Raw genomic sequence first — 18,051 nt, 5'->3', positions numbered from 1 at the left:
CGGGGGGGACACAGAAAAACCGACCCCCCCCAAGGGAGAGGGGCGGAAGAGCCCCCTCCCCCGCCCCCCTCCCCCCCCCCCTCCGTCCTTTGCTTGTCTGTTTTCCCTCTCGGCCTCGTCTCCCCCAAGGGGATCGGCGCCCATCACCGAAAGCACCCGCACCATGTCGACTGCACTGGACCGATTGGTCTCCCCCGCCGGACGGGTGACCGTCGGACTCGAACTTCCCCTGGACAACGACTGGGGCGCTACCCGCCTGCGTCAGGACCGCGAGGCCGGCCGGCCGTTCGGCGTCCCCGACCTGGCCCGTCACTCAGAAGGCGCTCAGCTGGCCGACCGCCTCGGCTTCGCGGCTCTGTGGGTGCGCGATGTCCCCGTCTTCGACCCTCTTGCGTTCGGTGATGCCGGGTCCGTTTTCGATCCGTTCGCCCACCTCGGTCACCTCGCGGCCCTGACCCGTCACACGGTGCTCGGCACCGCCGCTGTCCCCTGTCGGACCGCCCCGTGTCTGACACCGCCGCCCTATGTCAGACCGTCCCGTATCCGACCAACCCTTCCCAGACGATTCCCTCTCAGACCAGCCCATCCCAGACCAGCCTCTCCCACACCAGCCCTTCGACCTTCAGGACACTCTCATGAGCGTGCGCCATCTGCTCCACTCCCCTCTCGGCTTCGGTACGGCCCCCCTGGGCAACATGTTCCGCGCCATCCCCGACGACGAGGCTTCGACCACCGTCGAAGCCGCCTGGAACCACGGCATCCGCTACTTCGACACCGCGCCGTTCTACGGTGCCGGCCTGTCCGAGATCCGGCTCGGCGCTGTCCTGTCGCAGCATCCCCGCGACGAGTACGTCCTGAGCACCAAGGTCGGCCGCCTCGTGCTGGACGAAGTGGAGGACCCGGCGGCACGGCAACTGGGCGAGAAGGGCGGCCTCTTCGAGCACGGACGCCCGAACAAGATGGTGAACGACTATTCGGCGGATGCCACGCTGCGTTCCATCGAGGACAGCCTCAAGCGCCTCAGGACGGACCGGCTCGACATCGTCTGGGTGCACGATGTGGCGCAGGACTTCTACGGCGACGAGTGGCTGGCCGTGTACGAGAGTGCCCGGACCGGCGCCTTCCGCGTCCTGGACAGACTGCGGGAGGAAGGCGTCATCAAGGCGTGGGGACTGGGAGTCAACCGGGTAGAGCCCCTGGAACTGACCCTGGACCTCGACGAGCCGAAGCCCGACGCTTTCCTGCTCGCCGGCCGCTACACCCTTCTCGACCACGACCGCGCTCTTCAGCGCCTGCTGCCGGCTGCCGCCGCCCAGAACGTCGACATCGTCGTCGGCGGACCGTACAGCTCGGGCATCCTGGCCGGCGGACAACACTTCGAGTATCAGAAGGCGCCCGCAGACATCATCGCCAAGGTGGAGCACATCAAGGTGCTCGCCCAGAAGTACGGCGTCGGCATCAAAGCAGCCGCCTTGCAGTTCTCTCTGGCTCACCCCGCCACCGTGGCGGCGATTCCCGGTGCCACCAGGCCGAGCCGCATCGCCGAGGACGCCGCCGCGCTCGCCGGGTCGGTACCCGCAGCTTTCTGGGCAGCGCTGCGCGAGGAGAAGCTGATCGCCCCCGACGCCCCGGTTCCGACCGCCTGACCTGCACGGAACGCGGATGCATATCGATCCACCCCGAAGGAGAAACTCATGGCCTCCACGGCCGCGTCCATCAAGATCCCTCGATCCGCAGACCAGATCTGGGAACTGATCGGCGGATTCGATTCACTGCCCGACTGGCTGCCGTACATCCCGGCCAGCCGCCTCAGCGAGGGCGGCCGGATCCGCAGTCTCAGCGACCAGGAGGGCGGCGTCATCATCGAACGCCTCGAATCCTTCGACAACACCGCTCGCGCCTATACCTACTCCATCCTCCAGGCGCCCTTCCCTGTCGTCGACTACCTCTCCACACTCGCCGTGCACGAGTTGCCGGGTGACGAGGGGGCGCGGGTGGAGTGGTCCGGCTCATTCACCCCTGTCGGCGTCGGCGACGACGAGGCCGTCACTCTGTTCCACGCGATCTACGCCGACGGACTAGCCGCACTGAGGCGCACCCTCGTGGCCTGACCCGCTGCCTGCCCTATCGGCTCGCCTCATGTCCTGGTGGGGGCAGCAGATCTCCTCGGATTGCTCTCGCGCGTGCTGGGCGGGTCTCGTGCCGACCGTCCTGGAGCGGGTCGCTCAGCGGCCGCGCGCGATCTGACGGTTCGGTGGGCAGGGGTCGGTGGAGTCGGCGTCGGCGTCGGCGTCGGCGTCGGCGGAGGAGGGTCCGGGAAAGAGAGTCTGCCGCCGGGACACTGGCTCTGGTCTTCCTTCTGGCGGGTTCACAAGCGGGTGCGGGCAGACATCCGATGGAAGCGGAGGTGTCCCGGGTTCCGACGCAGACGCAGACGCGAGGCGGATCCTGGGGCATCTCACGCACCTGGGACCGAGGTGCGACAGAGGTGGTCCGGGGTATCGAGCTTCCACGACCACGATCGGAGGCAGCCGACTCGCTATAGCATCGCGATCATGACCTCGCCGACCGGAACCACCGACCAGGCGCCGGCCGACCCGGCGGCCACCGACGACATGTTGGCCAGTCAGCCCATCGGGGACTGGAGCGGCCTCGCCCACTCGACCGTCATCCGGCATCTGCGTGACGCCATGGCCAGAATCGACGTCACACAGCCGCAGTACTGGGTGTTGAACCGCGTGAACGCCGGGCCCGTAGCGCCGAGCCGCGAGGAAGTCGTCAGGCAGTTGACGCCCGTCGCGGACGGGCAGCATGACATCGCGCGGGCCATCGACCAGTTGCTGCACCGCGGTTGGCTACGAACCGAAGCCGAGCAACACCTCCAGCTCACCGTGGCCCGGGAAGCTGCCAGGGCGCGGCTGCGCGAGCTGGTGACCGAACTACGCACTGTGGTCCACGAAGGCATCAGCGACGAGGAGTACGTGGCCACGCTCAAGGTGCTGCGCAGAATGGTCGCCAACGTCGAGGGCGCCGAGAACGCCTGAGAGGTTGTCTCACGTGGCTAGTTTCGCGCGCTTCTTGTAGCAGGTCAGGGCGGCGGCCATGGCCAGGCCTCGGCTCTGCCTGTCGTTGCGGGCCACCTACGGGATCTTGAGACCACGAGCAGCCCATGGCAGGTTCATGCCGCATGATCGATGAATTCGCGAAGGACAACCTGCACGGGAGACTGCGGCGGGACCGCAAGGCGCTGCTCTGGAAACTCGACGGCTTGTCCGATTACGACGCCCGCCGACCTTTGACAGCGACCGGGACCAACCTCCTCGGCCTGGTCAAACACGTAGCCACCGTGGAGGCCAGGTACTTCGGCGAGGTCTTCGACCGCCCTTCCCCGGAGCCGCTGCCCCGGTGGCAGGACTCCAACGGCAGCGATCTGTGGGCCACCGAGGGCGAGACCCGCGATCAGATCATCGGGTTCTACCGCCGCACGTGGGAACACTCGGACGCGACGATCAACGAGCTTCCCCTCGACACCCCCGGCCACGTGCCGTGGTGGCCGGAGCCTTTTCACAACACGAACCTGTTCGCCATCATGGTCCATGTCCTCGGCGAGTCCATCCGGCATGCCGGGCACGCCGATATCCTGCGCGAGGGCCTCGACGGCCGGACCGGGGTGCGCGCCGAACACGAGCAGCAGATCGACGAAGAAGCCCGCGCAGCCTATTGCGCGAAGATCGAGCAGGCCGCCAGGTCGGCCGCACCGATCAAGGCTTAGAGGTTGTCTCCCGTGACTTGATGTTCGTGCGGCGTGATGCCGGTCGTGGGTGCTGATCTATCGAGCGTGTGGTTCCTGATGAACCCTGGTAGCTGGCCGCCCCGCTGCTGCCGTCGTTCGCTGCTCGTCCGCAAGGTGGTGGGACCGCTCCGTGTCACGAGCGGGCCGTGTTCACGGCAGTGGTGCACGCGCTGACCAGCGGCTGTGGCTGGCGGCATCTGCCGCCGACGTTCGGCACGTCGCCCGCCACCCCGCATCGCCGCTTCACGGTATGGACCGAGGCCGGCCTGTGGCGTGGCTGCACCGGGCGGTGCTGGACGAACTCGGGGCCCGGGGCGAGGTGTGTACTGGCTCTCGGCGATCGTCGATACGGCCTCCGTTCGCGCCAAAAACGAGGGATCGCTGACCGGGCCGAACCCGGTCGATCGCGGCAAGAAGGGCAGCAAGCTGCACATGCTGTCCGATGCCCAGGGCATCCCGCTCGGCGTCGCCGTGTCCGGCACGAAGATGCACGACAGCCTCGCCCTCAAACCGTTCACCCGCGGCATACCCACCGTCCGGTCCCGCCGGGGGCCACGGCGGCGCCGACCCGTCAAACTCCGCGCGGACAAGGCGTACTTCTCCGCCGAACACCTGGCCTGGCTGCGCGAGCGCGGGCTCGTCGCGCGCATCGCGCGGCCCGGCATCGAGTCCGGCGAACGCCTCGGTCGGCACCACTGGAAGATCGAACGATCGATCGCCTGACTTTTCGGCTACCACCGCCTCACCGCCCATGCGGGCGGTCGCTACGGCCGGGTGAGGGTCAGGTGCGTGACGCCGCTGGGGGTTGTCACGGACTCGACCTGGAAGCGTTTCTCGAGTCCTTCGAGTCCGTCCCATAGACGCTCGCCACGGCCCAAAACGATCGGGACAACGGCGATGTGCAGATGATCGATGAGGTCTTCGACGAGGAACTCGCGGATCGTGGTCGGCCCGCCACCGATCCTCACGTCCAAGTCGCCTGCAGCCTCCCGCGCCTGACGGAGTGCCTCCTGCGGCGTGGCGTCGATGAAGTGGAATGTGGTGCCGCCCTCCATCTCCACCGAGGGACGGGGGTGGTGGGTCAGGACGAACACCGGGGTGTGGAAGGGCGGATTGGGCCCCCACCAGCCGTTCCAGTCTTCGTTCTCCCATGGCCCGCGCTGGGGGCTGAACTTGTTGCGGCCCATGATCTCGGCTCCGATGCCGACATTCCAGGTGCCGGCGATGGCGTCATCGACCCCAGTGCTCCCATCCGGCTTGCCCAGCATCCTCTGGAAGGTCCTGGTCGGGAAGAACCACTCATGGAGCCGCGCGGCGGCGTGGCCGAACGGGGCGTCGAGACTCTGCCCTTCACCAGTGGCGAATCCGTCGACAGAGATGGAGAAGTTGTGGACCCTCACTCGGGACATTGCACGGACTCCTGCCGTCGAAGCAATGTGATTGCGAACTGCAATCACTACCCGTAGTCGAGCCTAGGCTTGGTGATGGCAGGATGCAATCACTGGAGGTGGGCATGCGAGACAAACCGCGGTCCGGATGCGCGGTCAACGCGGCCGTGGAGGCATTCGGGGACCGGTGGAGCCTCATCGTCCTGCGCGACGTGGTGTTCGGCGGGCGCCGACACTTCCGCGAGCTACTCAGCCAATCCGAGGAGGGGATCGCGTCGAACATCCTCAGCAGCCGCCTCAAGGCCCTCGTCGCCGGCGGCCTCCTCACGCAGGAGCAGGTCGAACGAGGACGTCGAGCGACCTACAGCCTCACAGAAGCGGGCATCCAGACAGTCCCCATCATGGTCGCGCTCGGCTCCTGGGGAATGCGGCACCGTCCGACCACACCCGAACTCAGCGTCCGCGCTCGCCTCTTGGAGGACGGTGGCCCGCATCTCTGGGAGGACCTCATGGACGAACTCCGCGAGCTGCACCTGGACATTCCCCGCCCGAACCCCGACCACCCCCGGCCCTCCGAACTCCTTCAGGCAGCCTACGAGCAGGCACTCACGGAGGCGCACTGACATACCCCTCCGGTCGGCATCAAGATCGCTTGGAGTACTGGTCCTCCGCCGATTCCCATCTGTCCGTGCGGGCGGCCTGAAGATGGTCTTAGAGGGCGGTTCGTGACTCTCTAAGTGGTTCAGTGAGCGTTTTCAGAGTGGCCACCGATCGGGTGACGGGCTGGTCTCCCGCAACGCACGAGGCATCTGTGCCGTTGAGGGAGGTGTTCAACGTCTCAACTCAGCAGCGTAGCCCTCTCGTTGGTTCCCTATCGTGCCGCACTCGACCTGCCGCAGGCTTTGGTTGAGTGGGTAACCATGCTCATCGCCACCCGTGAGGGTGACCGCCGCTGCAAGCTCCCGCCTCACCAGCGCGCTCTCGTCGACCTGGTCTACTTGCGCCGACACGAGACACGCTCGCGCAGATCGCCGCCGGTTTCGGCATATCCGTCGGCACCGCCCACGCCTACGTGACGACCCTCGTCGGTCACCTGTCCCGGCGGGCGCCGGGGCTGCCGCGTGCCCTGCGGGAGAGGGATCCCGAGCACGTCCTGCTCGAGGGAACACTCGCCGAGTGCGACCGCGTCGGTGACGGCCGGGCCGACTTCTCCCAGAAGCACCGCCGCCACGGCGTGAACGTGCAGGTAGTTGCCGGTCCCGCAGGCAACCTGCTGTGGATCTCACCCGCCCTGTCCGGCCGCACCCATGACCTGACGGCAGCCCGCACCCACAAAGTCATCCGGATCTGCGAGCGCCAGGGCATTTCGGTCCTTGCCGACCGCGCCTGCATCGGGGCCGGCTCCTGGGTGACCACGCCGATCAAGCGACTTCCGCACCAGGACCTCAGCCCGACCCAGCGGACCGTCAACCGGGCCCTGTCAGCGGGACGAGCACCAGTCGAACGAAGCGTCGCGAGGCTGAAGTCCTGGCACGTCTTCCGCAAAGCCCCCGTCAGTCCCAACCGCATGACGGCCATCGCCGCGGCCGTTCTCACCTTGGAGCGTCAACGCTAAAAATGCTTCCTCACCGTCGCCTCCCCAGGAAGGACGGCTTTGGCGGTGACGGTCATCCAGTGGGACCGACGCGGCGAATTTTTGTCTCACGACCAGACGAGTCGCCCTTCGGCAACGGAACAGACCGGATAGTCCCCCGCGCCGATCCTCGTCAGCATCTCCGCCACGGAGTCGAAGTAGTGAGCCAGTGACGCGTACTCGCCGGTGACCGTGGGCGCACCCACGAACCATCTGCCGATACGTCCGTCCCTCGCATCGATGAACTGTCCCATCCAGCCGTCCCGGTCCGACTGAAACGGGATCCACTCCTCGCGCCATTCGCCCCCACCGGACAAGGGGTGATTCGCGTAGAGCTTCTCCATCGCCCGGGTGCCCAGAAAGAAGCTCCCCTCGTCCGGGAACCCGGCGAAGCCGCAACATGCCACCTCGTCGTCCACATCTTCCTCAGGAAGATCCAGATTGTTCTGCAACAGCCACGCCCGCAGATCCTGAGGGAGGGAGATACCCATCCGTTCCTCGGCGCCCGCGAGCATCTGCTCCGTAGCGGGCCCAGGCAGATCCGCGTGATCGGCCGGGGCATGCTGCCGAAGAAGATTCATCACGCGGGACCAGCTCTCCACCACGCTCATTCCCCTCTGCCCTCTCTACATGGATGCCCCATACGACTGCGCCACTGCAGGGGCTGCGGAGCGCCGACCTGAGGACCCCGCAGGGACGTTACTCCGAGCAGGCTTCCTGCCCCCTCCCCTACGACCACCTTCCGCCCCGAAGTGCAGGACCGGCCGCTCAGCGAGGTGGCCACCCGCCAACTCCTCACAAACTAAGCAGCTGCGCCCGGCGGGCCCAGCCAAGGTCGCCAAGGCCGTCCTCACCCTGGAGTGGCGAAGCTGAAATCGCTCAGTTATGTCTAGACGTTTGTTTTGACGATCTAGCAGTTGATCTGGAGAGTTGAGCCTCTCGTATCCAGGTGCGGCCGAGTTCCTCGGAATGGGTGTCAAGCAGTGGCCTGAGCTGCCGGTAGAGGTGCATCTCGAAGTGCCGTTCAGTCTCCGTGGCTTCCAGACCGTGGACGCTGGCCTTGATATTGCGCCCGGCGTACGGTCCGCGACTACGAGCACCACCCGTCCTCGTCCGCCCTTGTCCGCCTCTCGCGTCCACTGGGCGACGTCGAGGGCACCCGAGCCAAGCTGAACCGCCTGGTCAAGCTAGGCGTGCTCACCGAATCCGGCACCGGCAACTTCACCAGGAAACAGCAGCCAGCGACGCGCTGACCCGCTCACCAGGAAAGAGATACCGGCCCGCGAACGCCTGCTCAAATCTCCAGCCTCTGTGGCGGAACCTCGCGGACCATACTGGTCAGCGGGCCGTGGGTGCGCCACCCCAGGAACTCGTAAAGCGCCCGCCCCTCGACCGTCGCGGCCAGCACAGCAGACGAGGAGCCCGCAGCAACAGCGGCGTTCTCAAGCGTTCTCATGACGAGGCTGCCAAGTCCCTTGCGACGGTGGGCCGGCGAAGTCTCGACCTGGTCGAAGACAGCGGTGCCCCCAGGCCCAGGCATGGCGACCTGACCACGGGCGGCGAACGCACCATCCTCCGCCATAACGAGCACCCGCGTGACGCCGCCCCGCGCCCAAGTACGCACCTGGTAGCCGTCGGGGGCCGCTGCGGCGTTTGTGTGCAGCAGTGCCGCCATCAGGAAACCGTCGTCATCAAAGCGCCAGCCGGGCGCTGCCCACGGGGCGACAGTCTGCCGCGGCAGGAAGAGCTTGAGCCAGGTGTTCGGGACGGTAACCGTCTCCGTCAGTTTGCGGACCAGTGACTCGTCAGCATCCATCAGCACGTGCCGGGTGACCTGACCGGTCAGCCCGACGTCGACGGTGAAGCCCCAGGGCTCGGACACCGGCGGCGCGGCTCCGCGTGAGACAACCCAGCCCTCCACCCATGAACGTACGACTTCGGCGTCCATGCGGGTCCCTTCGTAATAAGTGCAGAACGCGACTGCACATTACACGGGGCGCCTTACCAAGAAGTAGCGGCCGACGACGCCACGAATCAGATCTCCTGCCACACCCTCAATGCAGACAGGGGCATCTGCCCACGAACCGCCCTCTTAGACGGTGGTTTTCTCTAAGTCGTTTCAGGCCCCGCTGTCCGCAGTCGACCGGTGAGCGGCCGACCACCTCGCCGCCTCCGGGAGCTTTGGTGATGGAGCCGTCCACGGCGATCCGATCGAGGACGGGGCCGACGATCCGGTCGTAGGACTCCAGCGCGATCTGCTTGAGCCGGGCGAACACGCCCAGTCGGATCCACTCGTCGCGACGGTTGCGGATCGTGGTGGGCGAGCGGGTCTTGTCGGTGATCGCCTGGTACGAGCAGCCGAAGCGCAGAAGCTGCAGCATCTTGTCGAAGACGATCCGGTCGCTGATGCGACGATCTCCTCCGCGGACGCGCCCTGGGGCTCGCTGATCCTCATCCCAGCGCCGGGGACTCGGCGGGGTGGGTGAGGGGCAGCCGGGCGCAATGGCGGCAAGCACGGGCTGAAGCAGCTATCGCGGCGTGGGAGGCGGCTGCGAGCGCGCCGGCGAACGCGAGCAGGAGCCAGTTCGTGGCCAGGGCCGAGGCAGTGGCGAGCGCGAGCGTGGTCACCGCCATGGCGGCGCTGGCGGTTGTACCGGCCCAGGCGACCAGGAGGGGCAGCCGGCGCGGCGTGGGCAGTCGCCGGGCAAGGGCTCCGGTCGCGGCCAGCGTCGCTGCGGCGAGCAGCGCGGCTGCGGTCGCGACACCGGCCAGGTGTACGGCCAGTACCTGTGCCGCGTAAGGGAGTTGCCAGGGTTGTTCGTGGTCGACGGTGCGGGCCAGGTACCAGCACGCGATCAGGAACGGGGCCGTGAGAGCGACGGCGCGGGCGGTGTGCCTGGCCTGGGCGATGGTCAGTTCCTGTTGGCAGCCCGGCACGAGATCGTCGAGCGTCCCGAACTCTCGCACCGCCTGCTGAGCAGCACGCTGGTAGGGCATTTCTTCGTTGGCGAGGGCCTCAGCCGTGTCCGTGAGACCGTCGTGGATGTCCTCGATCATCCGGGCCTTGGCTTTGACCGGACCGTGCAGGGCGGCTGTCAGGGCGGCGATGTGGTCCTGGATGGGATCGGCCGGCCGATCGGTGACACTCATGTGGCCAGGCCGGCCGCTGCGGCGGGGTTCAGGACCGAGCCGATCGCGAGGGTGAACTCACTCCACGCCGTTCGCTCGTTGGCCAGCATCCGTCGTCCGGCGTCGGTGAGTTCGTAGCATCGCCGACGTCTTTCACCGGTGGATTGCCAGCTGCTGCTCAGCAACCCGATCCGCTCCAGCCGGTTCAGAGCCGGGTAGATCGTGCCCGTGCGCAGTTCGAGTACGCCTCCGCTGCGGTCCTGAACCGCGGCAATGATCGCGTAACCGTGCAGCGGGCCCGTCTCGAGCACGGCCAGCAACAGTCCATCCAGGTGCCCTCGCACCGCGTCCGCCTTCATAAGTAGGCAGCCTACCCAACATTGCCGTAGGCAGTGTATGTATTGGCAACCAACACATTCGTGCTCGTACATGGAGGCACCCCACAGTGACCAAGCTGCTGTTGTCCGTACACGTCCTCGCGGCGATCCTGGCCGTCGGGTCGATCACCGTGGCCGCCTCGATGTTCCCCCGTTACGCGCTGCAGGCATGCGCCGCCGGGGAGGAGGGCAGCCGATCCACCGGGATCGCCGCACTCCTGCATCGCATCTGCCGCGCCTACGCACTCGCGGGTCTCGCCGTTCCGGTGTTCGGGATCGCCACTGGCGCCCAGCTCGGCGTCCTCACCGATGCCTGGCTGATCACTTCACTCGTTCTGACCACGATCGCCGCGGCCCTTCTTGCGATGGCCATCCTGCCCGGGCAGCAGCGCCTACTCGCCCTGGCCCGGGAGGCACCCACGCAGGACGTGCCCGCGCGGCAAGCACTCGCACACGAGCTGCTCATCGAGGAGGTGCCCGCGCTGGAAGAGGCACGTCCCGTGGCGACGCGCCTCACCATGCTCACCGGCATCTTCAACGTTCTGTGGGCGGTCGTCGTCGTCCTGATGATCGTTCGCCCCGGCTCGACCACGGGTGCGTGACTCCGGTGCGTACGTTGCGGATCGCGGCAGGGGCCGAAGCCATATCCCTGGCCGCCCTGCTGAGCAACCTGCTCAGCACCCACACCCCTGCGGTCTCGAAGCTACTCGGCCCGATACACGGCACCGCTTACCTGGTCGTCATCGCAGCCACTTACATGATCCCGCCGACCCTCTCATCGGGCGCCCGATGGCGCTCCCTGATTCCGGGAGTCGGCGGACTGCTCGCCCTCCGGGAGATCCGAAAGCACGCCCGAGCCAGCCGAACCCATACGTGAAGGGCATCGGAAGTTCTGCCGTCTGCCCGGGCGGCCCGAGTACGGGAAGAGTGGAGCAGTGTGTGGTGGTGCTGTCTGGTCATTCGCTCGAGGCCAGTCGGATGCCGAAGACGCCGATAAGGGTCCCGGTGATCCGGTCGAGCAGGCGGCGCGCCTGGGGCTAACGGAGCCAGCCGTGCGGAACGTGTGCGAAGCCGACCCGAGCCGAGGTGCGCAGCACGTGCCCGATGTTTGAGCGGGGCCGGTCGAGGCGGCTGATCAGGCGTCGGCGTCGAAAGTACGGGCAGCGGTCAGGCCCTCGACGAAGGCTCTGAAGTCCGCCGCCAGGGCGAGTTCCGAGTCTCTGTCCGTGTCGAACCACGTGACCGAAGGCTCCCCCTGTCGGCCGCAAACCCGGTAATCGAGCGCGATCCAGCAATGTCCATCGCCCGAGAACAAGACGATCGGGGACGGCAGGCCCCACTCCTCCACCAAGTAGGGAGTGTCCAACAATGACGTCTGATCATCGTGACTGCCGATGCCCATCATCGTGTCGAGCGGAACATGCGCCTCACTCCACGAAGTCGGCACATCGGTCGGGAACGCGTCCCAGCGGTCCTCCACCTCGCCGCCGTTCTGGTCCCGCAGGAGCTCCAGGAACGCAGACGGCAGACGGATCCCGAGCTGGGCCTCGGCGTGCTGGACAGCCGCATTGGTCAACGGCGGCTGAACCCCATACAGGCCGTCACCCCAGAAGGTCGCCCTCACTTCATCGAATCGCGCCACACGCACATCCGCCCGTCAACTCACCCTGTAGACCGCCCGCGAGGCCCGACGACGGCCGGCGCGTGGGCATGGAGGCCGGGATCGCCAAGCTGTTCGCCTCTGAGGCCGGTACGTCCCGTACACATTCTCTCTCCGCCGAACTCAAGGTAGCGCTCGGCGAACTGGACTGCGGCATCGGGCGCAACGGTAGACGTGACCGGCGCCTCCAGGTCTGAGGTGGCCTCGGCCTGGACGCCTCGCCTGTCGGTCGAAGGACCGGGCCCGCCCATCCGGGGCCACGTCGCCCTCCTGGTTCTCGGTCGTCCATGTCCGCTGCGCGATCCGCCCCTGACCGGCAATCAGCAGCCTAGTTCTGCGAGTCCGGCTTCCAGTCCTGGACGAGGAGGCCGAGCAGCACCTCGTCCAGGAACTCGCCCATCACCCAGGCCGAGGAGCGCAGCACGCCCTCGCGTACGAAGCCGTTGCGTTCGGCGGAGCGCAGCATCGCGGCGTTGTCCGACAGTGTCTCGATCTGCAGCCGCTGAAGGCCGCGCACGACGAAGCCGTAGTGGCACAGCGTCGCGACCACGTCGGTGCCATAGCCCTTGCCGCGGCAGGACGGCAGCAGTCCGAGGCCGACGTGCGCGGACCGGTTGTGGTTGTCGATGCCCCACAGCGTCGCGGTGCCGACCAGCGTGCCGCCGTCCAGCTCCACCACGGAGAACGGGACGTGCCCTTGCTCCTTGTCGTCCACCACCAGCCGCGGGTCCTTCGAGCCCGGCGTGATCGGCCGCCACGGCCCGCCTTCGGCCCGCGAGGAGTTGACCACGTCGTCGTAGAGCTCAGCCCGCAGGATCGGGATGTCGTCATCGTGCCGGGCCCTGAGCCCGACCTTGGTGCCGTTTAGCATGCGAGATTCCTATCCGACCGGGCTCGGTGACGGCAAACGGATTAGCGGTCGGCGCAGTTGGTGCAGCGGCTGGAGCGGATCAGGGCGCCTGCGATGCCGGCGAAGGCCAGGAAGTGCTCGTCTCTGCGCTGGAAGCGGCGGTGCAGGCGGCATACCTCACCGCCGCAGCCGCCGTCGGAACCCTCACGGTCGGCATCGGCGACCGTTTCCCGCTGGAGGAGAACGCCAAGGCGCACGACCGCGTCGACACGGGCGGCCGCGGCCGCACTCTGTCCCGCCCTCCCCCAATGACACAGTCAGGCAGCGAGGGCGACCTCTGACGTCCGCCCTGGGCCCGGTGTGACGATCGCTCCGCACGGCCTGGCCGACCCGGACCGGACCCACCATCCCTACGTCGTGGCGCCGCCATCGTGACGACAGCGAGGGAACTCGGCTTCTTACGCTCGTAGCGACGGTGGAGCAGGCGGCACCCGGCCCGGCGTCGGCCCCGCCCCGTGGTCGCTCCACGTCTTGCGGAGCGTCCGGTAGAGCACACACCGGCGCAGCGGTCCTGGGGGCACGCTCGGGTCCTCGAAGTCGTCGGCCGGGTCGCGGGTCATGCCGATCCGGCGCATCACCGCCTGGGAACGACGGTTGTTGACGGTCGTGCACGCGATGACCTCCGGCAGCCCGAGGCTCTCGAAGCCGAAGGCCAGGCAAGCCAGGGCGGCCTCGGTGGCGTACCCGTGGCCCCACGCCGAGCGCGTCAACCGCCAGCCGATGTCGATTCCCGTGAACGGCATGTCCTCGCCCACCTCGTCGAAGCCGACGCGGCCGACGAACTCGCCCGTCTCCCGTGCTTCCAGCGCCCACCAGCCAAAGCCGCGCTCGTCGAACTCGGCCCGCATGAGTGCCACCGTGGCATCGCTCTGCTCGCGCGTCAGCAGCTCACCCAGGTACTCCCGGACTTCGGGATCGGCGTTCATCGCCGCCCACGGTTCGAGGTCGGACTCCCGCCACCGGCGGAGCAGAAGGCGATCGGTACGCAGTTCTGGCATGCCGGCAAGCTAACGCCGGCACCATCAGGGTGTCGATCGGATATTCCGAACCCTTCGGCGGGCGCCATCACCTCCCCCGCCATCAAGACTCGAACACATCACGACGTTCGGTCATCATCAACTGCCCCTGGTGCGCGCTCTATTGACACTAGGTTTCAGGAGTTTTACGTTCCTTGACACCTGAGAGCGCTCTCAACGGCGCCTCCGCCCCCCTCCCACGACTTCGAGGTGCTGCTCATGCAAGCCTCCTTCTCCAGACCTGCCGCGGTGACGATGCTGGCCATCGCCCTGGCCGCCGTGGGTCTGGGCCCTGCCGCGTCCCCGGCGGCGGCCGCCACCGTCCCCGCCGGTGCCGGCAGTTACTCCGACGCCCGTCCCGCCGGTACCTCCGGACCCACCACGAACACCGGAGCCCCCGTCACACCCAAGCTCACCGCGGCGGCACGGGCCAAGCCGGTCCCCACCAACGACTGGTGGAGCTCGCTCGCCTACCAGCGCTATGGCGACAACCCGTACTCCACCCCCATGTACGGACACCCGCTCACCTACCAGGCCACCTCCGGCGGACTGGAGGTCGGCTACCCGACCACTCCTGCGGTCGTCGGGGGCGGCCGCCAGTACGAGTACGCCCACAAGGCCGACCTCACCGTCGGGCTCAGCGGCCTCAACTCCCCGGACACCAAGGCCGACGGCTGGTCCGACTGGACGGTCACCCCCTACTGGTCCGACGGCGCCCGTACGCTGCGTACGACCATCGGGCACGGCATGCCGTTCGTGTACGCCAAGGGCTCCGGCGGTGACGCGCGGATCACCACGGCCGGTACACCGACCGTCTTCGCCGACAACGGGAACGTCCTCGGCATCACGGTCGCGGGTCACCACTACGCGCTGTTCGCCCCGACAGGCAGTGACTGGACGGTCTCCGGTTCGGCCATCACCGCCGGGCTCGGCGGCAAGGACTACTTCTCGCTCGCCGTCCTCCCGTCCACCGACGCGCTCGCGACGTACCGCAAGTACGCCTTCAGCTTCGTCACCGGTTCCACCGTGAGCTGGGAGTCCACCGGCGGCACGGTCAAGGCCACCTACAGCCTGACCACCGAGGCCAAGGAGGGCACCGAGCGTGGCACGCTCCAGGCGCTCTACCGGCATCAGTGGCTGCACACATCGGACGCGCTCACGCCTTACACGTACGTGTCTCCGCGCGGCACCATGAAGGTGCGGGAGTCCGCCTCCTTCACCACCAGCCAGAAGAACCTCGGTGTGCTGCCCGCGCTCCCCGCGTCGAGCGGCGTGGACAAGGCGCGGCTGACCGGATATCTCAACGAGGTGGCGAACGCCTCCGACCCGTTCTCCGGAGCCGGCGACACCTACTGGACCGGCAAGGCGCTCGGCCGCCTCGCCCAACTGGTGCCCGTCGCCGACCAGATCGGCCAGCCGGGCATCCGGGACAAGCTGCTCGGCCTGATGAAGGGCCGGCTGCAGGAGTGGTTCACGGCGGGCGGGGCCAGCGAGTTCAGTTACGACAAGGACTGGAAGACCCTGACCGGTTACCCGGCTTCGTACGGCAGCGACACCGAGCTCAACGACCACCACTTCCACTACAGCTACTACGTGTACGCGGCGGCGATCGTCGCCCAGTACGACCAGGCGTGGGCCGCCGATTCCGCCTGGGGCACCATGGTCAAGACCCTCGTGCGCGACGCGGCCAACCCCAGCCGCACGGACACCGCGTTCCCGTTCCTGCGGGGCTTCGACGTGTACGCGGGACACAGCTGGGCCTCCGGGCACCAGGGATTCGCGGCGGGCAACAACCAGGAGTCCTCGTCGGAATCCATCAACCTCAGCGCCGGGCTCGTGCTGTGGGGCTCGGCGACGGGTGACACGGCACTGCGCGACCTCGGCAGTTATCTGCTGACGACCGAGTCGGAGGCGATCACGCAGTACTGGTTCGACGCCGACCAGCAGGTCTTCCCCGGTTCCTTCGGGCACGACACGGTCGGCATGGTCTGGGGCAGCGGGGGCGCGTACTCCACCTGGTGGACCGCGAATCCGGAGGAGATCCACGGCATCAACGTCCTGCCGGTCACCGGCGGTTCGCTGCACCTGGCCCGTGAGAAGGCCGCGATCAAGCGCAACATCGCCGAGATGGAGCGCGAGAACGGCGGACCGGCCGTCGAGTGGCGCGATCTGCTGTGGGAGTTCGAGTCGCTGGCCGATCCGGCCGCGGCGAAGGCCAAGTGGGACGCGGGCAACGCCGGTTACGCACCGGAGCAGGGTGAGTCCAAGGCGCACACGTACCACTGGATCACGACGCTCGACGGGCTGGGTGCCCCGGACCTGACGATCAGCGGGAACATCCCTACCTCAGCCGTCTTCGTGAAGAACGGCGTCCGGACCTACTCCGCCCACAACCACGGCTCCACGGCCCGCACGGTCACCTTCTCCGACGGCGCGACCCTCTCCGTCCCGGCCCGCTCCACGGCCACCGGTACGGGCACGGGCGGCGGGGACCCCGACCCTGACCCGCCCACCGGCAACACCTTCCGGCTGAAGTCCGGCGGTACGCTCACCACCGCCACGGACGGTGCGGCGGGTGCGGACACCGTGGCGTCCGCAGACGGCGTCAACCGGGACGGGACGCCGTACAGGCCGACGGTCTACGAGGTCAGGAATGTCGACGGCACGCTCGCCTCGGGCGCGTCCACCACGTTCCGCCTCCGGGTCGACGCGGGAACGACGGTCGGGCTCGCCCCGCAGGTCAGGGTCAGCTACGACCTGACCGGCGACGGCACCTTCGACCGGGCCGAGACCTTCCGTTACTTCGCGACCGACCCGGTCACGGGGTGGGAGGAGTACACCCAGGCGGTGGGCACGAAAGCGGTGACCGGAAGCCTGGGCAACCTCCGCGGCGGCACGGTCCGTCTGGAGATCTGGAACGCGCTGAACAGTGGTACGTCCCAGGTGCAGACCGGTACGGACGGGGCCGTGCTGAAGATCCCGTACGTCTGATGACTGCTGGTCGCCGATGATCGCGAGCGGCTGATCCCTGATCGGCTGCGCGCACCCAGGTGCGGCGGCCCTCGTGCCCCTCAGGCCGAGGCCCGCCGCACCAGTGTGGTCGGGGTGATCACGGAGTCGGGCCCGTCGGCATCCGTGGGGTCCTCGCTCAGACCGCGCAGCAGCAGCCGGGCCATCAGCCGGCCCTGGCCCTCGATGTCCTGCCGTACGGTGGTCAGCGGCGGATCGGTGGCCTCGGCCACCGAGTCCATGTCGTCGAAGCCGACGAGGGCCACCTGTTCGGGAACCCGGATGCCCCGCTCCCGCAGCACGCGCAGAGCGCCCGAGGCCATCAGGTCGTTGGCGGCGAACACCGCGTCCAGGTCCGGCCGCCGCTCCAGCAGCTCCGCCATCGCCCGCGCTCCGCTCTCCACGGTGAACGCCCCCTCGGCGACGAGCGTCGGGTCCACGTCCAGCAGGACGTCCCGGTAGCCGTGGAGCCGGTCCATGGCAGAGGTCTGGTCGGGAGGCCCCGCGATGTGCGCGATCCGCTCCCGTCCGAGGTCCCGCAGCCACTGCACGGCCACGCGCGCGCCGCCCCGGTTGTCGGCGTCCACGTACGGCACGGCCCGGTCGCCAGGGGCCGCACCCCAGCTCGGTCTGCCGCCGTACACCGTCGGCACCCCGGCTCGCCTGGTGATCGCCGGCAACGGGTCGTCCGTGTGCAGGGAGAACGCCAGGGCACCGTCGACATGGCCGCCGGACAGATACCGTGCGACGCGGTCGAAGTCGTCGGGTCCCTCGACGATCAGGAGGACCAACTGTGTGTCGTGGGCGGCCAGTTCCCTGCTGATGCCCCGGAGCTGCTGGGAGAAGAACGGATCGGAGAAGATACGGTTCTCGGGCTCCGCGATGACCACGGCCACGGCTCCGGTCCGCCGGGTGACCAAGGTCCGGGCGGCAGGGTTCGGTACGTATCCGAGCTCCTCGACCGCCTGGCGGACCTTGTCGACCAGTGGCCGGCGGACCCCGTCTCCCCCGTTCACAACCCGGGACGCGGTGGCCCGGGAGACACCGGCACGCGCCGCGACTGCTTCCAGGGTGGGGCGGGACCCGGGGGGCTGCTTGGGCAAGGCGGGAGCTCCTCGTCACTGGACGGCGGCGGC

At 68.0% G+C, this 18,051-nt stretch carries 18 protein-coding genes and 3 pseudogenes; 10 read left to right on the top strand and 11 right to left on the bottom strand.

The genetic code is table 11. From position 1 onward, the window contains the following. Window positions 1-635: 635 nt before the first annotated feature. The 6 genes and pseudogenes from AC07FA_RS27430 (at window position 636) to AC07FA_RS27405 (ending at window position 4,516) form a co-directional block, all read left to right on the top strand. Complete coding sequence (locus AC07FA_RS27430; RefSeq protein ID WP_479078991.1) at window positions 636-1,646, top strand: aldo/keto reductase; 1,011 nt, start codon at window positions 636-638, stop codon at window positions 1,644-1,646. A gap of 48 nt (window positions 1,647-1,694) precedes the next feature. After that, a complete protein-coding gene (locus AC07FA_RS27425; protein WP_479078990.1) occupies window positions 1,695-2,111 on the top strand; it encodes an SRPBCC family protein in 417 nt (138 codons plus the stop codon). Between the two features lie 444 nt (window positions 2,112-2,555). Continuing rightward, complete coding sequence (locus AC07FA_RS27420) at window positions 2,556-3,044, top strand: MarR family transcriptional regulator (protein WP_479078989.1); 489 nt, start codon at window positions 2,556-2,558, stop codon at window positions 3,042-3,044. A gap of 143 nt (window positions 3,045-3,187) precedes the next feature. Continuing rightward, on the top strand, window positions 3,188-3,772 hold the full coding sequence (locus AC07FA_RS27415) for a DinB family protein (protein WP_479078988.1): 585 nt from the start codon (window positions 3,188-3,190) through the stop codon (window positions 3,770-3,772). 92 nt (window positions 3,773-3,864) lie between these two features. Continuing rightward, window positions 3,865-4,056: pseudogene (locus AC07FA_RS27410) on the top strand (transposase); the annotation flags it as partial. A 58-nt stretch (window positions 4,057-4,114) separates the two neighbouring features. Next, window positions 4,115-4,516: a transposase gene (locus AC07FA_RS27405; RefSeq protein WP_479078987.1), complete on the top strand. Its 402-nt coding sequence runs from the start codon at window positions 4,115-4,117 to the stop codon at window positions 4,514-4,516. Window positions 4,517-4,557: 41 nt separating this feature from the next. On the opposite strand, the gene AC07FA_RS27400 is transcribed toward AC07FA_RS27405, so the two are convergent. Further along, window positions 4,558-5,202, bottom strand: coding sequence for a dihydrofolate reductase family protein (locus tag AC07FA_RS27400; protein WP_479078986.1), 645 nt, complete (start codon window positions 5,200-5,202; stop codon window positions 4,558-4,560). Between the two features lie 104 nt (window positions 5,203-5,306). Here AC07FA_RS27400 and AC07FA_RS27395 point away from each other — a divergent pair, with 104 nt between their 5' ends. Then, window positions 5,307-5,804, top strand: coding sequence for a winged helix-turn-helix transcriptional regulator (locus AC07FA_RS27395; protein ID WP_479078985.1), 498 nt, complete (start codon window positions 5,307-5,309; stop codon window positions 5,802-5,804). Window positions 5,805-6,044: 240 nt separating this feature from the next. Next, window positions 6,045-6,796, top strand: a pseudogene (locus AC07FA_RS27390) (transposase). A gap of 86 nt (window positions 6,797-6,882) precedes the next feature. Here AC07FA_RS27390 and AC07FA_RS27385 read toward each other — a convergent pair. The 5 genes and pseudogenes from AC07FA_RS27385 to AC07FA_RS27365 all read right to left on the bottom strand — a co-directional run bounded on the left by AC07FA_RS27385 (window position 6,883) and on the right by AC07FA_RS27365 (window position 10,302). Beyond that, complete coding sequence (locus AC07FA_RS27385) at window positions 6,883-7,425, bottom strand: SMI1/KNR4 family protein (RefSeq protein WP_479078984.1); 543 nt, start codon at window positions 7,423-7,425, stop codon at window positions 6,883-6,885. A 683-nt stretch (window positions 7,426-8,108) separates the two neighbouring features. Next, window positions 8,109-8,762 carry a GNAT family N-acetyltransferase gene (locus AC07FA_RS27380; protein WP_479078983.1) on the bottom strand — a complete coding sequence of 218 codons (654 nt, stop codon included), beginning with the start codon at window positions 8,760-8,762 and terminating at the stop codon, window positions 8,109-8,111. Between the two features lie 166 nt (window positions 8,763-8,928). Then, a pseudogene (locus AC07FA_RS27375) lies at window positions 8,929-9,225 on the bottom strand (transposase family protein); the annotation flags it as partial. Between the two features lie 40 nt (window positions 9,226-9,265). Continuing rightward, window positions 9,266-9,964: a permease prefix domain 1-containing protein gene (locus AC07FA_RS27370; protein ID WP_479078982.1), complete on the bottom strand. Its 699-nt coding sequence runs from the start codon at window positions 9,962-9,964 to the stop codon at window positions 9,266-9,268. Further along, complete coding sequence (locus tag AC07FA_RS27365; protein WP_479078981.1) at window positions 9,961-10,302, bottom strand: PadR family transcriptional regulator; 342 nt, start codon at window positions 10,300-10,302, stop codon at window positions 9,961-9,963. Before AC07FA_RS27365 ends, AC07FA_RS27370 begins: the two co-directional genes overlap by 4 nt. Window positions 10,303-10,388: 86 nt before the next feature. Between AC07FA_RS27365 and AC07FA_RS27360 the strand changes: the two genes are divergently transcribed. Beyond that, the gene (locus AC07FA_RS27360; RefSeq protein ID WP_479078980.1) at window positions 10,389-10,922 is read left to right on the top strand and encodes a hypothetical protein; all 534 of its coding nucleotides are present in this window, start codon (window positions 10,389-10,391) and stop codon (window positions 10,920-10,922) included. A 533-nt stretch (window positions 10,923-11,455) separates the two neighbouring features. Here AC07FA_RS27360 and AC07FA_RS27355 read toward each other — a convergent pair. The 4 genes from AC07FA_RS27355 to AC07FA_RS27340 form a co-directional block, all read right to left on the bottom strand. Further along, a complete protein-coding gene (locus tag AC07FA_RS27355; protein ID WP_479078979.1) occupies window positions 11,456-11,962 on the bottom strand; it encodes an SMI1/KNR4 family protein in 507 nt (168 codons plus the stop codon). A gap of 346 nt (window positions 11,963-12,308) precedes the next feature. After that, window positions 12,309-12,851 (bottom strand): GNAT family N-acetyltransferase, encoded by a 543-nt coding sequence (locus AC07FA_RS27350; protein ID WP_479078978.1) that lies wholly within the window; start codon window positions 12,849-12,851, stop codon window positions 12,309-12,311. Window positions 12,852-12,892: 41 nt separating this feature from the next. Next, the gene (locus AC07FA_RS27345) at window positions 12,893-13,087 is read right to left on the bottom strand and encodes a hypothetical protein (RefSeq protein WP_479079154.1); all 195 of its coding nucleotides are present in this window, start codon (window positions 13,085-13,087) and stop codon (window positions 12,893-12,895) included. Between the two features lie 201 nt (window positions 13,088-13,288). Continuing rightward, window positions 13,289-13,888 (bottom strand): GNAT family N-acetyltransferase, encoded by a 600-nt coding sequence (locus tag AC07FA_RS27340; protein ID WP_479078977.1) that lies wholly within the window; start codon window positions 13,886-13,888, stop codon window positions 13,289-13,291. Window positions 13,889-14,125: 237 nt separating this feature from the next. Between AC07FA_RS27340 and AC07FA_RS27335 the strand changes: the two genes are divergently transcribed. After that, a complete protein-coding gene (locus AC07FA_RS27335; protein WP_479078976.1) occupies window positions 14,126-16,897 on the top strand; it encodes a glycosyl hydrolase in 2,772 nt (923 codons plus the stop codon). An 80-nt stretch (window positions 16,898-16,977) separates the two neighbouring features. Here the strand turns inward: AC07FA_RS27335 and AC07FA_RS27330 are convergent, their stop codons facing one another. Then, on the bottom strand, window positions 16,978-18,018 hold the full coding sequence (locus AC07FA_RS27330; protein WP_479078975.1) for a LacI family DNA-binding transcriptional regulator: 1,041 nt from the start codon (window positions 18,016-18,018) through the stop codon (window positions 16,978-16,980). Window positions 18,019-18,051: the final 33 nt, after the last annotated feature.

The organism is Streptomyces sp. NPDC045968 (assembly GCF_056430475.1).
This window is presented reverse-complemented; position numbering and strand designations above follow the sequence as displayed.

Coding starts and splice junctions, on each gene's coding strand:
- AC07FA_RS27430 (WP_479078991.1), top strand. CDS start 636: ATGAGCGTGCGCCATCTGCTCCACTCCCCTCTCGGCTTCGGTACGGCC.
- AC07FA_RS27425 (WP_479078990.1), top strand. CDS start 1,695: ATGGCCTCCACGGCCGCGTCCATCAAGATCCCTCGATCCGCAGACCAG.
- AC07FA_RS27420 (WP_479078989.1), top strand. CDS start 2,556: ATGACCTCGCCGACCGGAACCACCGACCAGGCGCCGGCCGACCCGGCG.
- AC07FA_RS27415 (WP_479078988.1), top strand. CDS start 3,188: ATGATCGATGAATTCGCGAAGGACAACCTGCACGGGAGACTGCGGCGG.
- AC07FA_RS27400 (WP_479078986.1), bottom strand. CDS start 5,202: ATGTCCCGAGTGAGGGTCCACAACTTCTCCATCTCTGTCGACGGATTC.
- AC07FA_RS27395 (WP_479078985.1), top strand. CDS start 5,307: ATGCGAGACAAACCGCGGTCCGGATGCGCGGTCAACGCGGCCGTGGAG.
- AC07FA_RS27385 (WP_479078984.1), bottom strand. CDS start 7,425: ATGAGCGTGGTGGAGAGCTGGTCCCGCGTGATGAATCTTCTTCGGCAG.
- AC07FA_RS27380 (WP_479078983.1), bottom strand. CDS start 8,762: ATGGACGCCGAAGTCGTACGTTCATGGGTGGAGGGCTGGGTTGTCTCA.
- AC07FA_RS27370 (WP_479078982.1), bottom strand. CDS start 9,964: ATGAGTGTCACCGATCGGCCGGCCGATCCCATCCAGGACCACATCGCC.
- AC07FA_RS27365 (WP_479078981.1), bottom strand. CDS start 10,302: ATGAAGGCGGACGCGGTGCGAGGGCACCTGGATGGACTGTTGCTGGCC.
- AC07FA_RS27350 (WP_479078978.1), bottom strand. CDS start 12,851: ATGCTAAACGGCACCAAGGTCGGGCTCAGGGCCCGGCACGATGACGAC.
- AC07FA_RS27340 (WP_479078977.1), bottom strand. CDS start 13,888: ATGCCAGAACTGCGTACCGATCGCCTTCTGCTCCGCCGGTGGCGGGAG.
- AC07FA_RS27335 (WP_479078976.1), top strand. CDS start 14,126: ATGCAAGCCTCCTTCTCCAGACCTGCCGCGGTGACGATGCTGGCCATC.